Consider the following 24331-nt stretch of genomic DNA (forward strand, 5'->3'; position numbering starts at 1 on the left):
TGCAATGATTGAGGATTACATTGGCTATTACAATACTAAGCGTTTACAGAGAAAACTGGGTGTAGTAACCCCGATGGAAAAGCACAATAACTATTACGTGGCAGCATAAAAACTGCCACCGGATATCGGTGGCAGTAATAAGTACATGTTTTATTTTTTGCTCTGTCTACTTGACGGGGAGCGGTTCAGTCATAAGAGTGTCTTTTTTTTGCCGATTTGGCGTTTTCTTGGTATAATACTATTGTATTATTTGTTAGGAAAGAAAACGAGGTACGATTTTATGCAAATTTCAACTAAATTTTCTATAGCTATCCATATTTTGACGGCGACGGCCTATTTTTCCCAGGACTATAAGGTAACGAGCGATTTCCTCGCCGGAAGCGTAGGCTGTAATCCTGTCATTATCCGCAATCTCGTCGGACAACTGAAGGGAGCGGGCCTTTTGGAAACACGGCGTGGTCCTGGCGGTATTACGCTGGCTAAGCCCTTAGGTGAGATTACGTTTTTACAGGTCTATGATGCAGTGGAAAAGACTAGTCATGAAGAGTTGTTCCGCTTCCATAGTCATCCTAATCCACAGTGTCCTGTAGGACGTCATATCCATGAAAGCCTGACTATCGAGCTCGATGCAATCCAGCAGGCCTTTGAGGCCGAGCTGGCCCGTCATACTGTGGCGGACGTGTATACGGAAACAGTAGAAGATATTCGTAAAGAAGGATAAAAGAAATGCCACCTGGCTAAGGCCAGGTGGCATTTTTGCTGGTACTTATTTTTCAGCCAAAATAGCGTTGGCTTTTTCGATATTCGAGCGTACTTTTGCAATGCATGTTTTGAAGGTTGCTTTTTCGTCTTCGCTCAATTCGTAGTCCAGGACTTTTTCTACGCCATTGGCGCCGATGATGGCCGGTACACCAATGTAGATGTCGTGTTCACCATACTGGCCGTCGAGTTCGACAGAGCAGGAGATGATACGTTTTTCATCGTGGAGAATCGTACGTACCAAGGTTGCTGCAGCCGAAGCGATGCCGTATTCTGTGCAGCCCTTGCCGGACAGGGTGAGCCAGCCGCCTTGGATAGCTTTTTCCTGGATGGCAGCGCGGTCGAGCTTAACACCGAGTTGGGATTCAATCTGGTCGAGCGTCTGGCCGTAGAAGTTGACCTGAGACCAGGGAGCAAATTGAGAGTTGCCGTGTTCGCCCATCATGAAAGCAAAGAAGCCGCGGCTGTCGAGGTTGGTAGCGTCGCAGATGGCGTGTACCAGACGGGACGAGTCGAGCATTGTACCCGTGCCGAGAACATGGTTCTTGGGCAGGCCCGTTAATTTCTGAATGAGGCGCGTAATGACGTCGCAGGGATTGGTAATGTTGACAAAGTAACCGTTAAAGCCGGCAGCCATGACTTTGGGTACATAGTCCGATACCTGGCGGACGCTGTTAGCGAGTTCGTCGTCACGGTTTAAAGACTGGCAAATACGGATATCACCTACGGCATTGACGATAATGTGGGCTTCAGCAAGACCTGCATAATCGACGACGCGGTAGGTCGTATGGTTGGGCATGAACATGAATGCATCGTTCAAGTCATTGCATTCACTGATGACTTTCTTTTCGTTGGCGTCACATAGGAGTACTTCGTCGGCGACCCCCATCATGCCGAGACAAAACGCGACATGCGCACCTACGTGACCTAAACCTGCAACCCCGATAATTCTTTTTTCTATCATAGAAAACGCCTCCCTCAAGTACTGTGCCAGTTTCTATAGACAACTGGCATAGCATATATACCTAACTTTTATGCTATATATTTAAATGTATCACAATGAGTTAGGCCTGTAAAGGGAAAACATAAAATACGCCTGAAAAAGACAGAAATTTTTCTCTAGTAGACAGAGAAACATAAAAAAAGAGCGCTTGTCCCTGCGCGGGAATAGCGCTCTGCCTTGTTCTTAGAGAAAGGCTTCTAAACCGTGCGTATTAGTCCTTGAAATAGGGCTTGAATACAGAGCGGTTCGGTTCTTTATGAACCTTTTTGCGGTTTTTATCGCCGTTTTCATGACGACGGTCGCGGCTGCCTTCGTTACGCTGGCTGCGGCGGGAATCGCCTTCATGGTCTTTGCGGCGCGGCCGGAATTCACGACGGCCACCTTCACGGCGGTCACCACTGCGATGGTCTTTGCGGCCACCTTCACGGCGACGGCTGCGGCTCACGCGGAGCGGTGCTTCTTCTGTAATCTTGACCGGTGTCGTATCCGGTTCTTTCGTCAGGAGCTTAATGGCTGCGGCGACGAGGGAGACGGAATCAAAGTTGGAGAGCAGTTCTTCCGCGTTCGACTTGTACATGGCGAAATCTGCTTCTTCCGTCGTAACGATAAGGTTGCGGATTGCTGCCTGCTGGGCGCCTTCGAGGGCTTCCGAAAGGGTAGGAGCTTTGCGGCGTTTGATGGAGCGCTTAATCAGGCGTTCAATCGTGCGCAAATGTTCCATTTCGCGGGGAATGACGAAGGTCGTAGCTTCACCGGTCTGACCGGCACGGCCTGTACGGCCTACGCGGTGTACGTAGCTTTCAGGATCCTGGGGCAGGTCGTAGTTGAAGACGTGGGTGACACCGCTGATGTCGAGACCACGGGCAGCTACGTCAGTAGCGACGAGGATATCGATGGTGCGTTCGCGGAACTGGCGAATGACCGTATCACGTTTGGCCTGGGTCAGGTCGCCGTGAATGCCTTCGGCAGAATAGCCGCGTTTTTTCAGGGCTTCGGAAACTTCATCGACGCGGCGTTTCGTGCGTACGAAGATGATCGCCAGGTCTGGTTCCTGCAGATCGAGGAGCCGGCAGAGGATATCGAACTTCTGACGGTCCGGTACTTCGATATAGGACTGTTCGATCAGTTCCATGGTTACTTCTTTGGCTTTCATGCGGATGATCTGGGGATCGTGCAGGAAGTTTTCTGCCAGTTCCTGGATTGGTTTAGGCATTGTAGCCGAGAAGAGAAGCGTCTGCCGTGTTTCCGGCGTAGCGCCCATGATCAATTTAATATCATCTATAAAGCCCATGTTCAGCATTTCATCTGCTTCGTCGAGGACGATAGTGGAGATGTGGCTGAGCTGGATCGTTCCGCGTTTCATATGATCAATGAGGCGGCCTGGTGTGGCCACAATGATCTGCGGGCATTTGCGCAGGCGGCGCAGCTGCCGTTCCATATCCTGGCCACCGTAAATCGGCAGGGCCTGGATCGACGTATGCTGGGCGAGGTGGTTGATTTCTTCAGCGACCTGTACTGCCAGTTCACGCGTCGGCGAGAGAATGACCGTCTGAATGTCTTTGGTTGCCGGAGCGGCCATAATTTTTTCCAATACGGGGATGCCGTATGCAGCCGTCTTGCCGGTACCGGTCTGAGCCTGGCCAATCATGTCTTTGCCGGCCAGTGCAACCGGAATAGATTCTGCCTGGATAGGGGTTGGTTCTTCGAAACCCATGTCATTCAATGCACGGATGATCTCTTCACTGATATTTAATTCTTGAAATTTTTCTAACATAGTTCCTCCTTTATGGTAACAATTCATTCTATCATCTATTACTTGAAAAAGATAGGGTAATGGAAAATTATTTTTAGAAAATGAATTTGTGCTGTTCAGGTACACGCTGCCTACGATTCCTTTTTACTGTAAGAAGGACGCTTAGATACAGAGGTTTTACATGGGCCTATTGCAAAAAGCAGGCTTTTTGTTGTAAAATGTTGAATTGATATTAGTGTTAGTTAGTGTCAGTAGCTCATCAATACGTTCGTAATGGAGGTCTTTTCGTGTTTGATAAATTCATACAACATCTTCTCGGCAATAACACGGACCGGGAATTGAAAAAAATGTGGCCTATTGTGCGTCACATTAATGATCTGGAGCCGCAGGTGACAGCTCTTAGTGATTCGTCGCTCCAGGCTAAGACCTTTGAATTCAAGGAACGCCTGAGCAAGGGTGAAACGCTGGACCAGATTCTGCCGGAAGCCTTTGCCGTGGTTCGTGAAGCGTCACGCCGTGTCCTGGGTATGCGTCATTTCGATGTACAGCTCCTGGGTGGCATTGTCTTACACCGCGGTGATATAGCCGAAATGAGAACCGGCGAAGGGAAAACACTGGTTGCAACCTTGCCGGTCTATTTGAACGCCCTCACGGGAAAAGGCGCCCATGTCGTTACGGTCAATGATTACTTGGCTACGCGTGATAGTGAAGAAATGGGCCAGATCTATAAGTTCCTCGGTCTGTCCGTCGGTCTTATCGTCCATGATTTGACGTATGAACAGCGCCGCCGTGCTTATAATTCAGATATTACGTACGGTACGAACAATGAATTTGGTTTCGACTACCTGCGTGATAACATGGTCATCAGCAAGGACCAGATGGTACAACGGCCTCTGAATTACTGTATCGTCGATGAAGTGGACAGTATCCTCATCGATGAAGCCCGTACACCACTGATCATTTCCGGTCCTGGCGAAAAGTCTACCGATCTGTACTATACGTTGGCAGGAATCGTCAAGCATTTTACGGCTGATGATTATATCATGGATGAAAAGCAAAAGACCATTGCACCGACCGATTCCGGCGTAGCTAAGGTCGAAAAGATGCTTGGCATTAGCAACATGTTCGATAGTGAACACCTGGAATTGAACCATCTCGTCATTCAGGCATTGCGCGCCAAATTCATGATGCACCGTGATAAGGATTACGTCGTCAAAAATGGCGAAATCGTCATTGTCGATGAATTTACGGGTCGCCTTATGTTTGGCCGCCGTTACAGCGATGGTCTCCATCAGTCTATTGAAGCGAAGGAAAATGTCAAGGTTCAGGGCGAAAGCAAGACCTTGGCTACGATCACCTTCCAGAACTACTTCCGTATGTACGAAAAACTCGCCGGCATGACCGGTACGGCCAAGACGGAAGAAGATGAATTTAATAAGATTTATAAACTCGACGTGTACGTCATTCCGACGAACCGCCCGGCTATCCGTAAGGATTTACCGGATGTCATTTATAAGACGAAGAACGCCAAGTACCGTGCCGTCGTACGGGAAGTTGTCAAACGTCATCAGACCGGCCAGCCGATCCTGGTTGGTACGACGAGCATCAGCCAGTCGGAAATCCTGAGCCGTCTCCTTGATCAGGAACACATCGTTCACAACGTGCTGAACGCCAAGTTCCATGAAAAGGAAGCTGAAATTATCAAAGATGCCGGCCAGAAGGATATGGTTACCATTGCAACCAACATGGCTGGCCGTGGTACAGATATTAAACTGGGCAAAGGTGTGCCTGAATTGGGTGGCCTCATGATTATCGGTACAGAACGGCACGAAAGCCGTCGTATTGATAACCAGCTCCGTGGTCGTGCAGGCCGTCAGGGCGACCCCGGTACGACACAGTTCTATCTGTCCCTTGAAGATGACCTCATGCGTATTTTCGGCTCTGATAATATTTCCAAGTTTATGGATAAGCTCGGCCTCGACGAAGATGAACCGATTACGGCCAGCATGATTACCAAGTCCATTGAAAAGGCGCAGAAGAAGGTCGAAGGCCATAACTTCGAAATTCGTAAATACGTCCTTGAATATGACGATGTCATGAACCAGCAGCGTGAAGTCCTCTATGGCCAGCGCCGCCAGGTACTTACAGCCGATTCCCTGAAGGATACCATTCTCGGTATGGTCAGCGACATCATCGATGATGGTCTGGCTAAATACGCTGATGAAAAGCTCTATCCGGAAGAATGGGATTTTGCGGGCCTGTTGACGCAAATGCAGCAGTACTTCATTCCGAAGGATGCCGTTACGAGCGAAGAGCTGGAAAACATGAGCCGTGTGGAAGTCAAAGAAAAGCTCTATCAGATCGCCAGCGATCTCTACGCTGCCCGCGAAGAAGAAGTGGGCTCCGAAACGATGCGTGAATTGGAACGGGCCATTATGCTCCGCGTTGTCGACAGCAAGTGGATGGACCATTTAGACGCTATGGATGCCCTCAAGGAAGGCATCAACCTGCGTGCCTATGGCCAGAAGAACCCCCTTGTCGAATATAAATTTGAAGCCTATGAAATGTTTGAAGAAATGGTCGACTCTATCAAAAAGACGACTGTTACCTTTCTCTATCACATTCAGATTACGTACAGCAAGCAGCCGGACGTACCGAAGGTAGAAGATCACCTGCAGGGTGCCAAGGAAGTGCACGACGAAATCCCTGAATTAGGCGAAGAGGAAGATTTGGAAAACGGTAAGAAAGAGTAATTCGAAGTAAGCTAGCGGGAACTCATACAGGCGTTTGCCTCTCTCATCAGGGGCGGCGCCTGTCCTATTGTATTTTTATCATTTGAAAGATGGTGATTCTTGTGTTATTGGAAGAAATGCGTAAGCCTTTGGAAGATTTAAAGAAGAGAATACAGGAAATCGGGGATTCACTTTAACCTCGCTAAAAAGAAAGACCGCATTATGGATCTGGACATGCAAATGAGCGATCCTGATTTTTGGAATGACCCGGACAAGGCCCGTAAAATTTCGCAGGAAGCGACACTCCTGAAGACGGAAGTCGAAGGCCACGAAGAACTGGCAACGAAAGCAGCAGACCTCCTGGATTACCTGGAAATTGCTATGGAAGAAAAGGAATCGGACCTGGCCGGTGAAATTGAAGAACAGTACAATGCCCTCTTGAAGGAAATTGAACGGCGCGAAGTATTGCTGCTCCTTTCCGGTGAATATGATACGTGTAACGCCATCCTGACCTTCCACGCCGGTGCCGGCGGCACGGAAGCCCAGGACTGGACACAAATGCTCGTACGCATGTATACGCGCTGGGCCGAACAACACGGCTTTAAGATCAACGTCATGGATATGCAGCCTGGTGATGAAGCCGGTATTAAGAGCGCCGCCTTTACCATAGAAGGGGAATATGCCTATGGCTACTTGAAATCGGAAAAGGGCGTACATCGCCTGGTCCGTATTTCTCCTTTCGATGCTGCAGCACGCCGTCATACGTCCTTTACGGCTGTCGACGTGATGCCGGAACTGCCGGACGATGTGGATATTGAAATCAATATGGATGATGTCCGCGTTGACTATTTCCGTGCGTCCGGTGCCGGTGGCCAGCACGTCAATAAGACGAGCTCCGCTGTACGTATGACCCATATCCCGACGGGCATCGTTGTCCAGTGCCAGAATGAACGGTCTCAGGTACAAAACCGGGAAATGTGTATGAAGTACTTACGTGCCCGTTTATTTGAACTGGAACAGGAAAAACAAGCCCAGCTGAAAGCCGAAATCGGCGGTGAACACCAAGCCATCGAATGGGGCAGTCAGATCCGCTCATACGTATTCCACCCGTACACGCTCGTCAAGGATCACCGTACGAACGTGGAAACAGGGAATATTCAGGCCGTCATGGATGGCAATCTGGATATGTTTATTGAAGGCTTCTTGCAGCAGCAGAAAGAAAAGCGGCTGGCAAAGCAGAGCATATAAATGATGAAGAAAAAATGGATAGTGACAGGTGTGATCGTCGCAGCCTTGCTTGCAGGGCTCGATTTGGGCGCACCGAAGCTGGCCCAGGCCGGTATTTACCAGGCCCTGGCAGAGCACATGGAAATTCAGCCGCAGGATGTGAGCGTTACCAGCTCGCCAGGTATTGAAATCCTGACTGGGCACATCGATGATGTTCAGGCCAGCGGTGATGAAATACGCATTGGCAAGCTGCGCGTCCAGCATATGGATTGTAACCTCCACGGCGTACAATTTAACCCCATTGACAGCTTGACGCAGCATAAACTCGTCGTCACGTCGGCCCAGAGCGGTGAGCTAAACGCGCGCATTACGAGTGAAGATTTGCAGGCTTATTTGAAGCAAGCCGTAAAAGGTGCAAAAGATCTGAGCGTTACCTTTAGTGGCGATCAGGTACACCTGCAGGGCAAGATCCGCGTGGGCGGCCTGGTCAATGCGGATGCCGATATTAGCGGGCACTTTGGCATGGAAGGCACGAAGCTCATGTTCTTGCCATCAAATGTGACGGTCTCGGCGCTGGGCGCGAAATACAGCGGTTTCCAGCTGGCCCGCCTGGAAGTGTATGACTTTGCGGATTTTCCGCTTGGTATCGTACCGGACAGCATAACCATGCAGGGAGATTCCCTGACGCTGCACGGGCAGGTTAGTTAGCCGCAGATAAGGTGATTAGATGAACAAAAAGAACAAACGGAGTATCTGGCTCATGGTAGTTGCCATTTTTATAGGCCTCCTGTGCAGTATATATCTCTGTATGGAACGGAATCAGGTGGAAACAGACACCATGTCTATTGAGCAAGCCCTCGATTACGACGCTGTCGTCGTCATGGGTTTGAACGATGGCTATGATCTGGATACGATTCTGCAAAAATGCCGCGATGCCGGTATTACGAGTTTCACCATTTATGACACGACGCTGAACAAGATGACCCAGCGTGGTGAATGTTCACTCATTACGAAAATGGCCAGCGAGGTCTATTACCCCCAGTTTGGCCTGCGCAATGAAAACTACGAATATTACCTCATCGGTAAGCCGAAGAATCAAAATGATCTCTATTTTGATGAACTGACGGAAGATTTACAGACCCGTTTGGGCGCTAAAAACGCCGTAGTTATCGACAATCCCCAGTACCGTATCCTGGGCATTCACGGTGTCATGCCGGCCCTGGGCGAATTAAACCTGGGTATTATGTCGGCCGACGCCAACAAGATCGCCAAAGCCGGCTTCCACGTCATTTTACGGCCGACGAACTACAGCGATCCTACGCCGGATAAGGTGGAAGCCTTCTTCCGTCGTGCTGACAAGATTAAGAATGTTTCGGGCGTCATGTTTGTCGGCAAGGAAGTCTTGGGCTACAGCCCGGACGCTGGCGAACGGAAAGGTCTCTTACAGCTTACAGCAGATCGTATGCTGGCCCGTCAGATGCCTTTCTACATGATCGAAGCAGCGGATCAGCTGCAGTATGACAAGCAAGATGGCATGTATGACTTGGCCGGTCTCATGCATTATGATACGGTCCGTGTCTATGCTATGTCGAAAGAAGAATTGGATAAGATTACGCCGGAAGAAGCGACGATGCGCTTCTATATCAGCGATTTGGAACGCAACGTGCGGGCTAATCTCTATCCTCTTTATAAGAAGCCCCTCCATGGCCAGTCTTTGACCGATACGAACCTCAACTACATTCACAACGTATCGACGAAGCTGAGCGAACGGGGCTATCACCTGGGCAAAGCATCGGTGATGCCGCTCTATTATCCAAATAAGCTGCTCCTGGCTATTACGGCAGCGGCTGCAGCCTGTGGCTTCGTCTTGCTCCTGAATCTCTTGCTGCCTCTTTCGAACCGCATCAACTACGGCCTTCTCGTCTTGGCCGTCCTCTTTGGTGCCGGTGGCGCCATGATTGCCAAGGGCGCTCTCTTCCTGCAGATGATGGCTGTAGGCTGTGCTGTTACGGCACCGTCGGCGGCGATCCTCATTCTCCTCGACTACTGGAAGAGCCAGCACATCACGCAAAAGCTTGGCTATGGCCGGGTTATCCGTGATGGCACGCTGGGCCTCGCCGCAGCCGTGGGTATGTCCATGATTGGCGGCCTCTTCATTGCGGCCATGCTGGGAAATATCCGTTTCTTCATGGAATTTGATTACTATCGCGGCGTGAAGCTGACCTTCCTCTTGCCGCTCATTATCGTAGCCATCGGCTACGTACGCCGCTTCCCTGTTATGGGCCGGCAGCTGGCAACGCCAGCAGATTTTACGGAATTCGTACGGAAATTCCTCAATATTCCTATCCGCATGGGAACGCTCATCCTCGTAGGCTTCCTCGGTCTGGTAGCGATTATTTTCGTCGGCCGCAGTGGCCACACATCGGGCGTGCCTGTACCGGGCTTTGAAGTGGTCATGCGCCGCTTCCTGGAAAATGCCATGTATGCCCGGCCGCGGGAAAAGGAATTTCTCGTCGGTCATCCGGCCTTTTTCCTCCTCGTGGCAGCTATTTACCGTAAATGGCCACAGCTGCTGCATTTCTTCTTAGTCATTGCCTCGGTTATCGGCGTCGGTTCTATGGTAGAAACCTTTGCCCATATCCGTACGCCTTTCCTCATGTCCTTTATCCGCGGCCTCGACGGCTGGGCAGTAGGCACGGTCCTGGGGATTCTCCTCATTTGTGCCATTGCCATTTTCCAGTATGTAACGACCTGGCTCGGAAAGCGGGTGGACACGCGTGACTAAGATTGTCATTTCCGGTTATTACGGCTTTGCCAACGCTGGCGACGAAGCTATGCTGGCAGCCTTAATCGGCTCCCTGAAAGACCTCATGCCGCAGGCGGAGATTACCGTCATTACGGGCAATTCCCAGCTAACCCGGGAAAACCATCACGTACGGACTGTGCATCGTTTGAATTTGCCGGGTATTGCTGCTGCCCTGAGCCGGTCGGACCTGCTCATCAGTGGCGGCGGCAGCCTGCTGCAGGACGTAACTAGTACGCGCAGCCTCTATTATTATCTTCTTATTATGCGTATGGCCCTCTTTTTTCACGTACCGGTCATGCTGTATGCCCAGGGTATTGGCCCTGTGCGGCAGCCCAAGGCGCGGGCAGCTGTGCGCAAGGTGTTGCAGCGCGTCCAGATGGTCAGCGTCCGTGATAAGGATTCGAAAGGGGAGCTCGAACGCATGGGCGTTACGAAACCGCCGATCCACGTAACAGCCGATGCAGTGCTTTCCATTCATCCGGCCGATACGAAGGTAGGCTATTACCTCTTGAAACAGGCCGGCATCGATGGTGTCGGCGGCCGTATCGGTATTGCCGTGCGCAACTGGCAGAATCTGACCCGCTTTAAGGATGAGATTGCCAAGGCGGCAGATGTGCTCGTACAAAAAACGGGAGCCCGTATCATTTTCATCCCTATGCAGTATCCGGCTGACGTCGAAGCCGGTGCCGATATTGCGTCGCGCATGCACGAGCCGGCAACGGTCCTCAAGGCGAGTTACAATACGGTCGAGTTCATGGCACTCATGGGCTGTATGGACGCGGTCATTGCCAACCGTCTTCACGCCCTGGTTTTTGCATCCATTATGGGCGTGCCAGTCACGTCGATTTCCTATGATCCGAAAATCGACAGCTTTATCGACGCTATAGGGGAGCACCTCTGTGGCACGATGGAAACAGTGACAGCGCAAGGGCTCGTAGACGATGTTTTGAAAAAACTGAGTCAGCACGGCATTTCGGCTGGCGTAAAAGGACAGCTCAATCACTTGCGCCGTCAGTCTATGCGCAACGCCACGCTGGCCTTACAAGTAATAGAAAAAGAAAACAAGCGGTCCTGAAGCGCTGGACAGATTTGAGAAACAGCGATTTGCAGGCCGCTGTTTTTCGTATATAATAGTAGATGTCTGAAAAAATCTCGGACCCTGTAGCTGGCTGGGTCGAGGAAAAGAGGAATCACAGAAAACATGATTTATTTCAAGAATGTATCGAAGGTCTATGACAACGGTTCCGTTGCCTTGGATCACGCCAATGTGCATATTAAAAAAGGCGAGTTCGTCTTCGTTGTCGGTGCCAGTGGTGCCGGCAAGTCGACGTTCATTAAGCTTCTGGACCATGAAGAGCTGCCAACGGAAGGCACGGTTATCGTCGATGGCATTGACGTAACCAAGCTGCGCAAGGGCCGTGTGCCCTATTTGCGGCGCCGTATGGGCATTGTCTTCCAGGACTTCCGTCTCCTGCCCAATAAGACGGCTGAAGAAAACGTAGCCTTTGCCATGGAAGTTATTGAAGCACCACGGCGGCTTATTAAGGAACGGGTGCGTAACGTACTCGATCTGGTTGGCCTCGTAGGCAAAGCCGATGCCCTGCCGAAGAATCTGAGCGGCGGCGAACAGCAACGTGTCGCTATTGCCCGGGCCATTGTCAACCGGCCGCTCCTCCTCATTGCCGATGAACCGACAGGGAACCTCGATCCGGAAACGTCCAAGGGGATAATGGAAATTTTCACCAAGATTAATCACATGGGCACGACGGTCGTCATGGTAACACACGATCAGACCCTGGTCGACATGATGAATAAGCGCGTTATTGAAATTGTCGACGGCAAGATTGTCCGCGACGTACAGCAGGGAGGTTACGACTATGAAGATTAGAACGATGCGCTACTACCTCTCTGAAGCGTTCACGTCCTTTTGGCGTAACAGCTTTATGTCCATCGCGTCTATTGCGACGGTGGCCGTTTCTTTCTTCGTCCTAGGCCTTTTCCTGATTATGGTCGCGAATTTGGACTATTTTGCCGATAATCTGGAAAACCAGGTACAGATCAGCGTTTATTTGAAGGACGGCCTGACGACAGACCAGGTCATGAGTGTTGGCAAGCGGCTGAAAGAACTGCCAGACGTGAAGTCCATCGAATTTACCAATAAAGATCAGGCCATGGACAAGCTGAAGGAACGGATGAAAGATCAGCCGGGGATCCTTGACGCCCTCGATGGCAAAAACCCCTTGCCTACATCGTATACGCTGACCCTGAATAATCCGGAACAGGTGCGTAAGACGGCAGAAGTCGTAGGCGAGTACAAAGAAGTAGAAAGTACCCACTACGGTCAGGAAATCATTGAGCAGCTCTTCCAGGTGGCGACGATCATCCGCTGGGGCGGCATTGCGCTCATCATTTTCCTCACCTTTGCAACCTTATTTATTATTTCTAACACGATCCGCCTGACTGTATTTGCCCGGCGCCGGGAAATCGGCATCATGAAATACGTCGGTGCGACGAACTGGTTTATCCGCTGGCCGTTCCTCTTGGAAGGCTTGCTCCTCGGTTTCATTGGCGGCCTCATTGCCGATTTAGCCCTGGTCCAGTTCTATGAATTTACGGTGGCAACGATTCACCGGACCCTGGCCTTCTTACCTTTGGTCAGCCCGTACCCATTCATGTATCAGGCCAGCGCCATTATCCTCGTTATCAGCATGATCATCGGGGCTATTGGCAGTACCATTTCTTTGAAACGTTATATGAAGGTGTGATGTCATGCAGACTGTAAGCTACAAGAAATCCCTGTTGGCCATCCTGGCAGCGCTTTGCCTGATGAATCCGGCCTGGGCGGTTCTCGCAGAAGACGAAGATCTGCAGAATCAGCTCTCGACGGTGCAGAGCCAGATGAACGAACAGGCACAAAAGAAGAACGAAGCCGAAGCCGTTATTGGCAACGTCTTTGAAAAGCTGCGGGTTATCCAGGAAAGCCTGGATGCAGCCCGGGCAGAATATAAGAATATTTCTGATCAGCTGGCAGAAACGGATAAGCAGATCGTCAAGACACAGGGGGAACTGGAAAAAGCCCAGACCCATTTGGCCAGCCGTGAACAGGTCCTGAGCCGGCGTATTCGTGATATTTATATGCACGGCCAGCTGAATTATCTTGACGTCGTCGTAGGCGCTAAGGATTTTGACGATTTTGCCAATCGCATCGAACTCTTGCGACGCATTGTCAATTCCGATTTAGAGCTCATTACTTCCATCCGGGAAGAACAGGCTCAGATTGCCTCGGCCAAAGCGGCGCTGGAAGAGCAGCGGGCCCAGCAGGCGAAGCTGAAGGATGAAGCCGCAGCCAAACAGGCAGAAATTGAGAAACATAAGGCCGAACAGCAGGCCATCCTGGCAAAGGCTGAAAGCGATAAGGCTACGGCTGAAGAAGCGTACAAGGAATTGGAAGCATCGTCCAACCAGATTGCCCAGACCTTGCGTGACCGTGCCGCAGCCCGACAGGCCGCAGCCGCCGCAGCAGCGGCGGCTCAGGCCCAGGCTGATAGCTCTAGCTCCGGTGGCAGCGTCGACAGCAGCAATGATGCTTACCAGCCCGTCAGCGGCACCGGGGCTCTTATGTGGCCGGTAAACGGCGTCATTACGTCGCCCTTTGGCTACCGTACCCATCCGATCTTTGGCCGCCAGATTCTCCATTCGGGTATCGATATCGGTGTTGACTATGGCACGCCGGTTCATGCAGCTGATTCGGGTGTCGTCGTTGAAGCCGGCTGGATCAGCGGCTACGGCTATGGCGTTGTCATCGACCACGGCAATGGCCTGTCGACACTCTACGGTCATAACGAATCGTTGGCCGTATCGTCAGGGCAGACCGTTTCCAAAGGCCAGGTTATTGCCTACGCCGGTTCTACAGGGAACTCGACAGGGCCGCACGTTCACTTTGAAGTGCGCTCCAATGGCGAACCGGTTGACCCCATGGGCTATTTATAAGACCAGAAGGAGGCCTTTATGAGTACACTACATGAAAAACGAAAGAGCTGGATAAAAAAACTGACTGAAGCCATTTCTTGGGCGTTGCTCACGGTGGCATGCAGTTTTCTCCTGCTCGCAGGCCTCTTTGCCTACTATACAGGTTCGCCGACGGGGTTCATCAAGTTTTTCCGTACGCTCCACCTGGTAGAAACGAATTATCCCGGTGCAGTGGATAAACAGGAACTTCTGAACGGTGCCCTTGAAGGCATCGTCAGTAAGCTCGGCGACAAGCACAGCATTTATCTCGACGGCGATGATTTCCAGGCCTTTTCTGACGAAACGTCAGGCTCCTATGCCGGTGTCGGTGTCTATATCGGTACCAGTGATGACGGTGTCCTCGTAGCCGGCGTCATGGACGATAGTCCCGCCCAGGCAGCGGGCTTGCAGCGTGGCGATTTGATTCTTGCCGTCGATGGCAAGCCGACGCAGGGCATGCCTTTAGAAGACGTATCGAAGGCCGTCCGCGGTCCTGAAGGAACGAGCGTCACCTTGACGATTGGCCGCGACGGCACGACACAGGACTATACGATCGAACGGAAGAAGATAAAAATTCAGACCGTAGCCGGTCATATGGTAGAAGGCACGAACATTGGCTATATCCGCGTCGCTGTCTTTAGCGAAAATACTGGCGAAGAATTTACGAAGGAATTTCAGCGCCTCAAAGGTGAAGGCATGCAAAAGATGATCCTGGACCTGCGCAATAACCCAGGGGGACTTGTCGATCAGGCCGTCGCCGTGTGCAACAATTTCGTACCGCCTGACAGCGTCATCGTTTCCTTTACGTCCCGTTCGGGCGAAGAATCGGAATACAAGGCTGACGGGACAGACGAACGGATTCCCATGGTGGTCCTCATCAATGGCAATTCAGCCAGTGCCTCGGAAATCGTGGCTGGCTGCATTCAGGATTTGAAACTCGGCACCATTGTCGGCACGAAGAGCTACGGCAAGGGTACCGTCCAGGGCGTATATCCCCTCGATAAGGCCGGGGCCTTGAAGCTGACCGTGGCCAAATACAAGACGACCAACGGCAGGGAAATTGACGGTGTCGGCATCGTGCCCGATGTAGAAGTCAATTTGGAACCGAACGATACGACAGATTTGCAGTATCAAAAAGCCTTGGAAATCTTGGAAAATAAATAAATGCCCTTGCCAAAGTCAGGGAAAACAGGTAGAATAATTAGGATACTGAAAAAGTATACTAGATCATATCGGGACAGATAGACGAGGGACGTGGTATACTTATATTACCGCGTCCCTTTTTGTATTTCTTTTTTTAGAGCGTCCCAGGGATCGTTGGTTTCGTTTTTTATCATGAGGTGAACCATGTTTATAGACAGAGCAAGAATATTTGTACAATCCGGCAGCGGTGGCGACGGCATGAGCAGCTTCCGCCACGAAAAGTTCGTACCCAAGGGTGGCCCGAACGGCGGTGACGGCGGCCAGGGCGGCAATGTCGTCCTCGTAGCCGACCGCAACGTCAATACCCTCGTCGACTTCCGCTACCGCCGGCTCTTCAAGGCTAAGCCCGGTGGCAAAGGCCAGGGGAGCAATAAATTCGGCCGCGATGCCGATGATTTGATCATTCCCGTACCGGTCGGTACACTTGTGCGCGAAGAAACGACGGGCGCCCTCATGGCGGATCTCCACGAAGATGGCCAGACGGCTATCGTTGCCAAAGGTGGCCGTGGCGGCCGCGGCAACTACCACTTCCGTACCAGTGCCAACCGGGCTCCGACCTTTGCCGAAAAAGGCGAACCGGGGGAAGAACGCTGGCTCAAGCTGGAACTGAAGGTTCTCGCTGATGTCGGCCTCATCGGTTATCCGAGCGTTGGCAAGTCGAGCATTTTGCGCTCCGTTTCGGCAGCCGAACCGGAAGTAGCAGCGTATCATTTCACGACGCTCAACCCGATTCTGGGCGTCGTTACCCTTTCGGAAATGCGCAGCTTCGTCATGGCCGATATTCCGGGCCTCATCGAAGGGGCTGCCGACGGTATTGGTCTGGGGCACGACTTCCTCCGTCATATTGAACGGACGAAAATCCTCATTCACGTTCTCGACGTTTCAGGGAGTGAAGAACGCGATCCCATCGAGGATTTCGAAAAGATCAACAAGGAACTGTCCCAGTACAGTGAAAGGCTGTCGAAGAAGCTTCAGATCGTAGTTGCTAATAAGATCGACCTCCTCGAATCGGACGAACCGATGCAGCGTCTCCAAAAATATATGGATGAACGCCATATTGAAGTCTACCCGGTCTGCGCTGCGACAGGAGAAGGCTTGCCGGAGCTCATGGAATACGTTTGGCAGGTCCTCGATACGTACGTAGAAGAACCGGAACAAAATACGGAAGAAGTAGTCTACAAGATGGAAGAAAAACCGGACTTCGAAGTGTCCCGCGACGACGACGGTGCCTTTGTCATTACCGGCCCGCGTATTGAACGGCTCGTGGCCATGACCAATTTCAACGACGACATGTCCTTACGCCGCTTCCAGCGTATTTGGCGCTATATGGAACTGGATAAGCTCCTGCGCAAGAATGGCATTGAAGAAGGCAATACGGTCCGCATTTATGGCATGGAATTTGAATATCATCAGTAAAGCACTGCTTTTATAGAAAGGAATTACCTATTGTGACAAGTAAAGATAAACGTACACTCAAAGCTCTGGCTTCGCAAATGCCGTCGGTCATCCAGATTGGCAAGGACGGCCTGAGCAATCCCGTCATCGACAGCGCCCGTGCAGCCATTACGGCGCGGGAACTGGTAAAGGCCCACGTCCTCAACAATGCTAACCTGGATACACAGGAAACCATGGAAGACCTGGCCGATATGCTCGGTGCCGAACTGGTGCAGGTTATTGGCCATTACGGTGTACTTTTCAAGAAGAAGAAAGAAAAATCCCATTACGAATTTATTAAAGCCTAGGAAGTGATCTCATGGACAGCATACGCAAGGGCTTTGGGGATAAGAAACGAATCGTCGTCAAGGTCGGTTCCAGTACGATTTCCCATAGTACGGGCAAGTTGAATTACCAGCGCATTGAACATCTCGTTCGCGAATTGGCGAATCTGCAAAACATGGGCAAGGAAATGATCCTTGTCACCTCCGGTGCGACGAACGCCGGCCTGGCGCCGTTACACCTGGATCACCGACCGCGCAATATCCGGGAAAAGCAGGCTATTGCTGCTGTCGGCCAGGGCGTCCTCATGCATACATATGAACGCTTCTTTAGTGAATACGGACAGATCGTCGGCCAGGTACTCCTGACGCGCATGGATTCGCAGGACCGCAGCAAGTTCATGAACTCCCGCAATACGCTCCTCACAATGCTGGACATGGGTATCATTCCTATTATTAACGAAAACGACGTCGTCGCCGTCGACGAATACAAGATTGGCGATAACGATACCTTGTCGGCTATGGTGAGCGGCCTCGTCGACGCAGATCTCCTGATCCTCTTGTCGGATATTGACGGTCTCTATACGGATAACCCGAAGACCCATCCGGAAGCAACGATTATTCCCGTCGTAGAAACGATCGACAAGCACATTTACGAAATTGCCGGTGATGCCGGCAGTGCCATGGGGACGGGCGGTATGCATACGAAAATCCAGGCGGCTTCCATTGCGACGGCAGCCGATGTGGATATGGTCATTGCCTCAGGCAGTGAAGACGGTATTATCAGCCGCATCGTTGCCGGCGAGCCTGTAGGCACGCTCTTTAAGGCTAAAGAAGCGCCGCTACATTCGAAGAAACGCTGGCTGGTATCAGGCAGTAAGGCTACGGGTACACTGCACGTCGATGAAGGCTGCCGTAATGCCATTTTAGCTCATGGCTCGAGCCTCTTGGCCGTAGGTATTAAGAGTGTGTCCGGTATGTTTCACGAAGGGGATATCGTCAATGTGGAATACGACGGCCTGATTATTGCCAAAGGCATTACCAACTACAGCAGTGTCCACATCAATGCCATTAAGGGACTGCAGTCGTCGGCCATTCCCGGCGTTCTCGGCCCGGACGGCATTTATGAAGAAGTCATTCACCGGGATAACCTGGTGGCTCTGTACTAACAGGGAGGGAAATCCTATGGAATCAGAAGTATACAGCAAAGCAAAGGCAGCCCATGACGCTGCCTACGTCTTAGCCACGACGGCGACGGACGTCAAGAACAAGGCTCTTTTATATATTGCTGAAGAACTCATTAACCAGACGGATGCTATTCTCGCAGCCAACGCAGAGGATTTGGCGCGGGCCCGCGAAAAGGGCATGGCTCCGGCCATGCTGGACCGCCTGAAGCTGACACCGGAACGGATTGTTTCTATGGCCGAAGGCGTGCGCCAGGTCAGCGAATTGCCAGACCCTGTGGGAAAAACGCTGGCGTCGTGGACGCGTCCGAACGGCCTGGCTATCAGCAAGGTCAGCGTACCCTTAGGCGTCATTGCCATTATTTACGAATCGCGGCCCAACGTTACCGTCGACGCAGCAGCCCTGTGCCTGAAATCGGGCAACGCTACCGTCTTGCGCGGCGGCAGCGAATCTATTTCTTCTAATTTAGCTCTGGCCAAGGTGATTCACGCCGGCCTGGCAAAAGCCGGTATCAATCCGGACGTCGTAGGCCTCCTGGAAAATACGGACCGTGCCCTCGTCCGGGAACTGCTGACGCTGCGCGAATTTATCGACCTGGCCATTCCCCGCGGTGGTGCCGGCCTGATCCGCATGGTCGTCGATACGGCCCGCGTGCCGGTCATCGAAACGGGCAGTGGTGTCTGCCACGTCTACGTCGATAAAGAGGCTGACCTCGATAAAGCCGTGCCGATTATTGAAAATTCGAAGGTCCAGCGGCCGTCGACGTGTAACTCCATGGAAACACTTCTCGTTCATGAGGACGTTTTGCAGCCCCTGTTAGACCGCCTCGTGCCGGTTATGAAAACGGACCAGGTAGAACTGCGGGCTGATGCTAAGGCCCAGGCTGTTGCCGGCAGCGACGCCATTACTGCTACGGAAGAGGACTGGAAGACGGAGTACAACGCCTTGATCATGTCGATTAAGACTGTAGCCTCTGTAGACGAGGCTATGGATCACATCCGCCACTACAGCACGCACCACTCGGAAACGATCATCACGGAAAATAAAGAAACGGCTGAACGCTTCCTGAAGGAAGTCGACTCGGCTGCCGTGTATGTCAATGCATCGACGCGCTTTACAGATGGGTTCCAGTTTGGCTTCGGCGCTGAAATCGGCATTAGCACGCAAAAACTGCACGCCCGTGGTCCTATGGGCCTGGCCGAGCTCGTAAGCTATAAATACATCATTCACGGTCAAGGGCAGATCCGCGAATGAAACGGGTGTTACGTGTAGTACGCGGGTACCTGCGGACCTTTGGGCAGTACGCCCGTTCGCCTAAAACCCATTATGAGTATAAACATTATGCTGTTTTTCTGGTATTATATATACTGACAGCAGTGGTTATTTGGGGAGGGATTTATCTCTATCATGGAACGCGTTAGACTGGGGATTATGGGGGGTACGTTTAACCCTATTCACCTGGGCCATTTGATGATTGCAGAAGAAGCTCGTCAGGTCTTTGATTTGGAGCAGGTCCTCTTTATTCCTTCCTACATGACACCGAACAAGGAAGTCCATGGAGCAACGGCGCAGCAGCGTTTGGAAATGACGCGCCTGGCCACGGCAGATAACCCGTATTTTATGGTCAGCGATTTGGAAATGCACCGCCAGGGCCCGTCGTACACCGTCGACACGATTCATTATTTGCAGGATCATTACGGCGACCGGTACAGCTTCTATTTTATTTCCGGTACCGACACGATTCAGGACTTACATAACTGGAATCAGCCGGAAGAAATTCTGCGGCTGTGCCACGTCATTGGTGCTACCCGGCCGGACGGTACGGCAGGCATTGACCCGGTCATCGAAAGCTTTGGTGATCTGGGCAAGCACATCCTGCGCTTACCTGTACCGACGATGGATATTTCTTCAACGGAACTGCGGCGCCGTCTGCAGACGGGCCGTTCCGTACGGTATATGATACCGCCGCCTGTCTTAGATTACATCAGGAAGAATGGGATATATCAATGTACAGTACAGAATTGAAAGAAAAAATTAAAGGGGATTTGCAGCAGAGCCTGACAGGTCACCGCTATACACATGTCTTAGGCGTAGCCGCAGCGGCGCGGCAGCTGGCTGTACGCTATGGCAGTGATGCCGATAAAGCCGAAATGGCAGGGCTCCTCCACGATGCAGCCAAACAGAAACGCCTGGAAGAGATGCAGGCCTTAGCGTTACGGGCTTTTGGCGACAGCCTTGACCCGGTTATCATGCAGACTGGCAGTCTCCTCCATGGCTATGCAGCCGTGACGGTAGCCAAAGAGCAGTACGGCATTGATGATGCCGACGTCTTGGCCGCCATTGCCCATCACACGACGGGAGCGCCGCACATGAGCCAGCTGGAAAAAATCATTTTTGTTGCCGACTACATTGAGGCCGGCCGTGATTTCGACGGTGTAGACCACTTGCGGGCTTTGGCCAAGGAAGATTTGGACAAGACCGTCCTGGCCGGTTACGATTCGACTATTACACATCTGTTAGAGCAAGACAAGACCATTTTTGTCGGCACCGTAGTCAACCGGAATGCGCAAATCCTCAGTATGGGGGAGGCCCGGCATGGATAAGGACACACGCAAGCCACCTACGCACGTAACGGTTAATACGCCAGGCGAGGAAGAAAAAAGAACGGCAGAAACACTGAAAACAAAGGAAAGGCCACAGGGGACAGCAGAAAAGCAAGGCAAGCGGCCAAAGAAGAAAAAGCGCCGCGTCCTGACGCCGGAAGAACGGCGTCGCCGGGGCCTGCGCCGTCTGGGTGTCATCGTTTTGGTAATCCTGGCCTTTATCACGGCCGTTTTGGCGTGGAATCATTTCCATCCGGCGCCGGTAAGCAGTGAAGATTTCACCCAGCAGAGCCCTGACGTGCCCTTGTATGTACTGGTCATCGGTACAGATGAGGAAAACCCGACGCAGACGAATTTTGTCGGTCTGGCAGCGGTTAACAAGGACAAGAAGACCATCGATTTTATTATGCTGCCCGATAATACGAGAATTGAAGGTCGCAAGGAAAAAGGCGCCCAGGCCTTGAGTGAAATTTATAGTGAAGGCGGTTTGAGCCTGACCCGGGCTGTTGTCGAAGATATTTTCAAGATTCCCGTGCCCTACTATGTTTCCTTTACGTCGTCGTCCTTTGCCCACTTTATCGATACTATGGGCGGTATGCCATTATACGTGGAAAAGGATATGTATCATGAAGATGCCGACGGCAAAGCCGATATTGCCTTAGCCCAGGGCTATCAGGTTCTCGACGGCAATGAAGCCGCAGGCTATTTGCGCTATACCGACAGCGACGGTTCCTTAGGCAGGGCTATGCGGCAGGAACGATTCGTCAAGGTCTTTTATGAAAATCTGGAAAATCACTTCGGCATTACCAACGCCATTAATGTATACCGCGTATGGAATACGGTAGATTCTAATATTTCTGCGAAGGATATGGCCCGCCTGGCCTGGTCCTTCCGCAACGTGCCTGTCGATAACATCCATTTCTACATGCTGCCTGGCGAAGCCTTGAAGACGCCTGATGCAGCGAAGGGCAAGAACGGGGCTACGCTCTGGACGTATGATCCTGTAGAAGTGCAGAAAATCATTGGTACGACAAATAACGCCATTGCAAACAGTAATTAACGGGCTGCCACGGGCTGCCTGTACAAAAGGAGAAATAAAAGCATGCCATTAGTCATGAAGCAACAAACGGAAGAAACAAAAGAACGCACGTCCTACGAAATTGCCGCACAGGCAGCGTACGACAAAAAAGCCTGGGATATTGTTATCCTCAACATGGAACCGGCCTCGATCATGGCCGATTACTTCGTCATCTGCAGCGTGCGCAACAACCGCATGGCCCAGAGCGTCGCGGACAATATTGAAGAACAGCTGGAAAAAGCCGGCTATACTGTACGCCACGTAGAAGGCTACCGTTCGGGCCGCTGGATCCTCATCGATGCTGGCGAAATCATCGCTCACGTCTTTGTCGAACAGGATCGGAGCTACTACGAACTGGAAAACTTATGGAGCGACGCCGAACGGATTCCGTTCGAAGGGGAATAATATGAATCAGGTTTTACAAGAAAACAGTATCGTTACGCTGGAAGTGCTGCGTCTCGGCGAAATGGGGGCGTTCCTCAATGGCGGTACAGGCAACACGAACGACGATATTTTACTGCACCATAACCAGCAGACCAGTCCTGTAGCCGTAGGCGACAAGGTAACGGTCTTCTTATACCACGATCCCCAGGGCCGGCTGACGGCGAGCATGCACTTGCCGAAAATTAAAATTGGCCAGATTGGCTACGTACCCATTATCAATACGACGCGCTTTGGCGCTTTCGTCGACGTCGGTACGGAACGGGGCATTTTCCTGCCCTTTGCCGAAATGAAGGGCCGTCCTAAAGAAGGGGAATACGTGTGGGTCAAGCTCTACGAAGATAAATCCCACCGCCTGGCCGTTTCTATGGAAGTAGAAGATGAAATGCGCCGCGCATCGAAACCGGCGACAGAAGCCAAGGTAGGCGACTGGGTCGAAGGGGCCATTTACAATATGACCGATCAGGGAGCTTATCTCATGACGCGGGAACGGTGGATTGCCTTTTTGCATCGCAGTGAGTTCAATGGACCGGTACTCATCGGCCAGATGGTAAAAGGCCGTGTGACTTTCCTGCGTGAAGACGGCCGCATCAATATTTCCCTGCGTCCGGTGAAGGAACAGGCTATGGATGCAGACTGCCAGCAGATTCTCGCATTTCTCCAGAGCCGTAACGGCAAGATGCCCTATGGCGATAAGACTATGCCGGCTGTCATTAAGGCCAAGTTCGGTCTCAGCAAGGCAGCCTTCAAACGGGCTTTAGGCCACCTTATGAAGGAAGGCAAAGTCCATCAGGAAGAAGGCTGGACCTACCTGGATGACATAGCTTCCCAAGCAGTGCCTGCGGAAACGAAGGACGACGTACAGAAAGACTGAAAAAAACGGTGCATCGCTCATGTGGCGAAGCACCGTTTTGATTTGTATCCTGTAAGACAGGCCTATTGTTTAACTTCATCCTTCCACGAGTCGTCCCCGTTTTGCTGCATCGTACTCTGCGTGTATGCGGCGATGGCGTTGAAGTTGGCCCGGACACCGCGGGCGTTGTTTTGGTAATTGACGGCATGGTCGCTGTCAATACCCAACGTACCTGCTTCTGTGACGGCGTCCATATTAGCACCTAAGAAGAGAAAATCCCAGCCTTGTTCCTGCTTATCTGTGATCATCTTTTTGATGGTTGCCCGGCTGTATTCGTGACTGGCATTTTCCAGGCCATCTGTAATGACGACGACGATGACCTTGTGGTTTTTGTTGTTAATACCGTCAATGCGGCTGAGACGGTTGATCGTATTTCCCAAGGCGTCGAGCAGAGCCGTAGAGCCACCGACCGTGTATTGCTTGCTCGTCATATCTTCGACGGCGTCAATATCGCGGCGGTTCGTGAGCAGCGTCGATTCATTATTGAAGAGGACCGTCGTCACGCGCGTATCTACATGGAGGGCCCGTTCTTTTTTCAGCATGCTGTTATAGCCGCCGATCGTATCCTTTTCAAGGCCGTACATAGAGCCGCTCTTATCGAGGATGAGAACGAGATCCAAATGTTTGATCGACGCAGGCAGCGTCGTGTCTTTTTCTTTCGTTTCCTGCGTGTCTTTTGGCGTTTCAGGTGTCACCTCTTCGTCTGGAATGGAGGCACTGGCTACGGCATCTACGGGCTGGCTCGTTTGCACCGGCAAGGGCTTTACTGCCGCTGCTGGCATAACCGCCGGTGTAGCAGCCAGGCCCAGGGTGGCACAACCAAAGAGGGCAGCCAAGGTCAGGCTGAGAGATTTTTTCCACATAGGAGACACATCCTTTCTGTATGAAATAACGAGTATAGGCAC

23 protein-coding genes are annotated in these 24331 nt (G+C 51.7%); 20 read left to right on the plus strand and 3 right to left on the minus strand.

Annotated elements, in window-relative coordinates:
• The first annotated feature begins 4 nt into the window (after positions 1-4).
• Entirely contained in the window at positions 5-109 is a 105-nt protein-coding gene (locus H8J70_RS12835; protein WP_425489114.1) for an IS3 family transposase, read from the plus strand.
• A gap of 171 nt (positions 110-280) precedes the next feature.
• Positions 281-721: an Rrf2 family transcriptional regulator gene (locus H8J70_RS04270; RefSeq protein ID WP_186502624.1), complete on the plus strand. Its 441-nt coding sequence runs from the start codon at positions 281-283 to the stop codon at positions 719-721.
• Between the two features lie 45 nt (positions 722-766).
• Here H8J70_RS04270 and H8J70_RS04275 read toward each other — a convergent pair whose 3' ends face one another.
• Together H8J70_RS04275 and cshA are read right to left on the minus strand one after the other, a co-directional pair.
• Positions 767-1723: an L-lactate dehydrogenase gene (locus H8J70_RS04275; RefSeq protein ID WP_186502625.1), complete on the minus strand. Its 957-nt coding sequence runs from the start codon at positions 1721-1723 to the stop codon at positions 767-769.
• A 250-nt stretch (positions 1724-1973) separates the two neighbouring features.
• Entirely contained in the window at positions 1974-3536 is a 1563-nt protein-coding gene (gene cshA, locus H8J70_RS04280; RefSeq protein WP_186502626.1) for a degradosome RNA helicase CshA, read from the minus strand.
• A gap of 266 nt (positions 3537-3802) precedes the next feature.
• On the opposite strand from cshA, the gene secA reads away from it, so the two are divergent.
• From secA to H8J70_RS04370, 18 genes are all read left to right on the plus strand, one after another.
• Entirely contained in the window at positions 3803-6268 is a 2466-nt protein-coding gene (gene secA / locus H8J70_RS04285; protein ID WP_186502627.1) for a preprotein translocase subunit SecA, read from the plus strand.
• Between the two features lie 89 nt (positions 6269-6357).
• A protein-coding gene (gene prfB / locus H8J70_RS04290) for a peptide chain release factor 2 (RefSeq protein ID WP_246415261.1) occupies positions 6358-7495 on the plus strand; the annotation gives its coding sequence in 2 pieces (ribosomal slippage) (positions 6358-6429 and positions 6431-7495; 1137 coding nt in all).
• On the plus strand, positions 7496-8182 hold the full coding sequence (locus H8J70_RS04295; RefSeq protein WP_186502629.1) for an LmeA family phospholipid-binding protein: 687 nt from the start codon (positions 7496-7498) through the stop codon (positions 8180-8182).
• A gap of 19 nt (positions 8183-8201) precedes the next feature.
• The gene (locus H8J70_RS04300; RefSeq protein WP_186502630.1) at positions 8202-10259 is read left to right on the plus strand and encodes a DUF5693 family protein; all 2058 of its coding nucleotides are present in this window, start codon (positions 8202-8204) and stop codon (positions 10257-10259) included.
• Positions 10252-11355, plus strand: coding sequence for a polysaccharide pyruvyl transferase CsaB (gene csaB / locus H8J70_RS04305; protein WP_186502631.1), 1104 nt, complete (start codon positions 10252-10254; stop codon positions 11353-11355). The genes H8J70_RS04300 and csaB overlap by 8 nt, the downstream gene beginning before the upstream one ends.
• Before the next feature lie 126 nt (positions 11356-11481).
• Complete coding sequence (ftsE, locus tag H8J70_RS04310; RefSeq protein WP_186502632.1) at positions 11482-12168, plus strand: cell division ATP-binding protein FtsE; 687 nt, start codon at positions 11482-11484, stop codon at positions 12166-12168.
• Positions 12158-13045 (plus strand): permease-like cell division protein FtsX, encoded by an 888-nt coding sequence (gene ftsX / locus H8J70_RS04315; protein ID WP_186502633.1) that lies wholly within the window; start codon positions 12158-12160, stop codon positions 13043-13045. Before ftsE ends, ftsX begins: the two co-directional genes overlap by 11 nt.
• Before the next feature lie 4 nt (positions 13046-13049).
• Positions 13050-14270, plus strand: coding sequence for a murein hydrolase activator EnvC family protein (locus H8J70_RS04320; RefSeq protein ID WP_186502634.1), 1221 nt, complete (start codon positions 13050-13052; stop codon positions 14268-14270).
• 18 nt (positions 14271-14288) lie between these two features.
• Entirely contained in the window at positions 14289-15452 is a 1164-nt protein-coding gene (locus H8J70_RS04325; RefSeq protein ID WP_186502635.1) for a S41 family peptidase, read from the plus strand.
• Between the two features lie 183 nt (positions 15453-15635).
• Positions 15636-16907, plus strand: coding sequence for a GTPase ObgE (obgE, locus tag H8J70_RS04330; protein ID WP_186502636.1), 1272 nt, complete (start codon positions 15636-15638; stop codon positions 16905-16907).
• 32 nt (positions 16908-16939) lie between these two features.
• Positions 16940-17233, plus strand: a complete 294-nt coding sequence (locus H8J70_RS04335; protein WP_186502637.1) for a YhbY family RNA-binding protein — start codon at positions 16940-16942, stop codon at positions 17231-17233.
• 11 nt (positions 17234-17244) lie between these two features.
• Entirely contained in the window at positions 17245-18375 is a 1131-nt protein-coding gene (proB, locus tag H8J70_RS04340) for a glutamate 5-kinase (RefSeq protein ID WP_186502638.1), read from the plus strand.
• A gap of 16 nt (positions 18376-18391) precedes the next feature.
• Positions 18392-19645 carry a glutamate-5-semialdehyde dehydrogenase gene (locus H8J70_RS04345; protein WP_186502639.1) on the plus strand — a complete coding sequence of 418 codons (1254 nt, stop codon included), beginning with the start codon at positions 18392-18394 and terminating at the stop codon, positions 19643-19645.
• A gap of 153 nt (positions 19646-19798) precedes the next feature.
• Positions 19799-20416, plus strand: coding sequence for a nicotinate-nucleotide adenylyltransferase (gene nadD / locus H8J70_RS04350; protein WP_186502640.1), 618 nt, complete (start codon positions 19799-19801; stop codon positions 20414-20416).
• Entirely contained in the window at positions 20398-20994 is a 597-nt protein-coding gene (yqeK, locus tag H8J70_RS04355; protein ID WP_186502641.1) for a bis(5'-nucleosyl)-tetraphosphatase (symmetrical) YqeK, read from the plus strand. The genes nadD and yqeK overlap by 19 nt, the downstream gene beginning before the upstream one ends.
• A complete protein-coding gene (locus tag H8J70_RS04360) occupies positions 20987-22054 on the plus strand; it encodes an LCP family protein (protein ID WP_246415262.1) in 1068 nt (355 codons plus the stop codon). Before yqeK ends, H8J70_RS04360 begins: the two co-directional genes overlap by 8 nt.
• A gap of 42 nt (positions 22055-22096) precedes the next feature.
• Positions 22097-22477 (plus strand): ribosome silencing factor, encoded by a 381-nt coding sequence (rsfS, locus tag H8J70_RS04365; RefSeq protein ID WP_186502642.1) that lies wholly within the window; start codon positions 22097-22099, stop codon positions 22475-22477.
• 1 nt (position 22478) lies between these two features.
• Positions 22479-23387, plus strand: coding sequence for a CvfB family protein (locus H8J70_RS04370; protein WP_186502643.1), 909 nt, complete (start codon positions 22479-22481; stop codon positions 23385-23387).
• Positions 23388-23449: 62 nt separating this feature from the next.
• On the opposite strand, the gene H8J70_RS04375 is transcribed toward H8J70_RS04370, so the two are convergent.
• Positions 23450-24289 carry a vWA domain-containing protein gene (locus tag H8J70_RS04375; RefSeq protein WP_246415263.1) on the minus strand — a complete coding sequence of 280 codons (840 nt, stop codon included), beginning with the start codon at positions 24287-24289 and terminating at the stop codon, positions 23450-23452.
• Between the last annotated feature and the right edge of the window lie 42 nt (positions 24290-24331).

The organism is Megasphaera hominis (genome assembly GCF_014269395.1).
GTDB classification, from domain to species: domain Bacteria; phylum Bacillota; class Negativicutes; order Veillonellales; family Megasphaeraceae; genus Megasphaera; species Megasphaera hominis.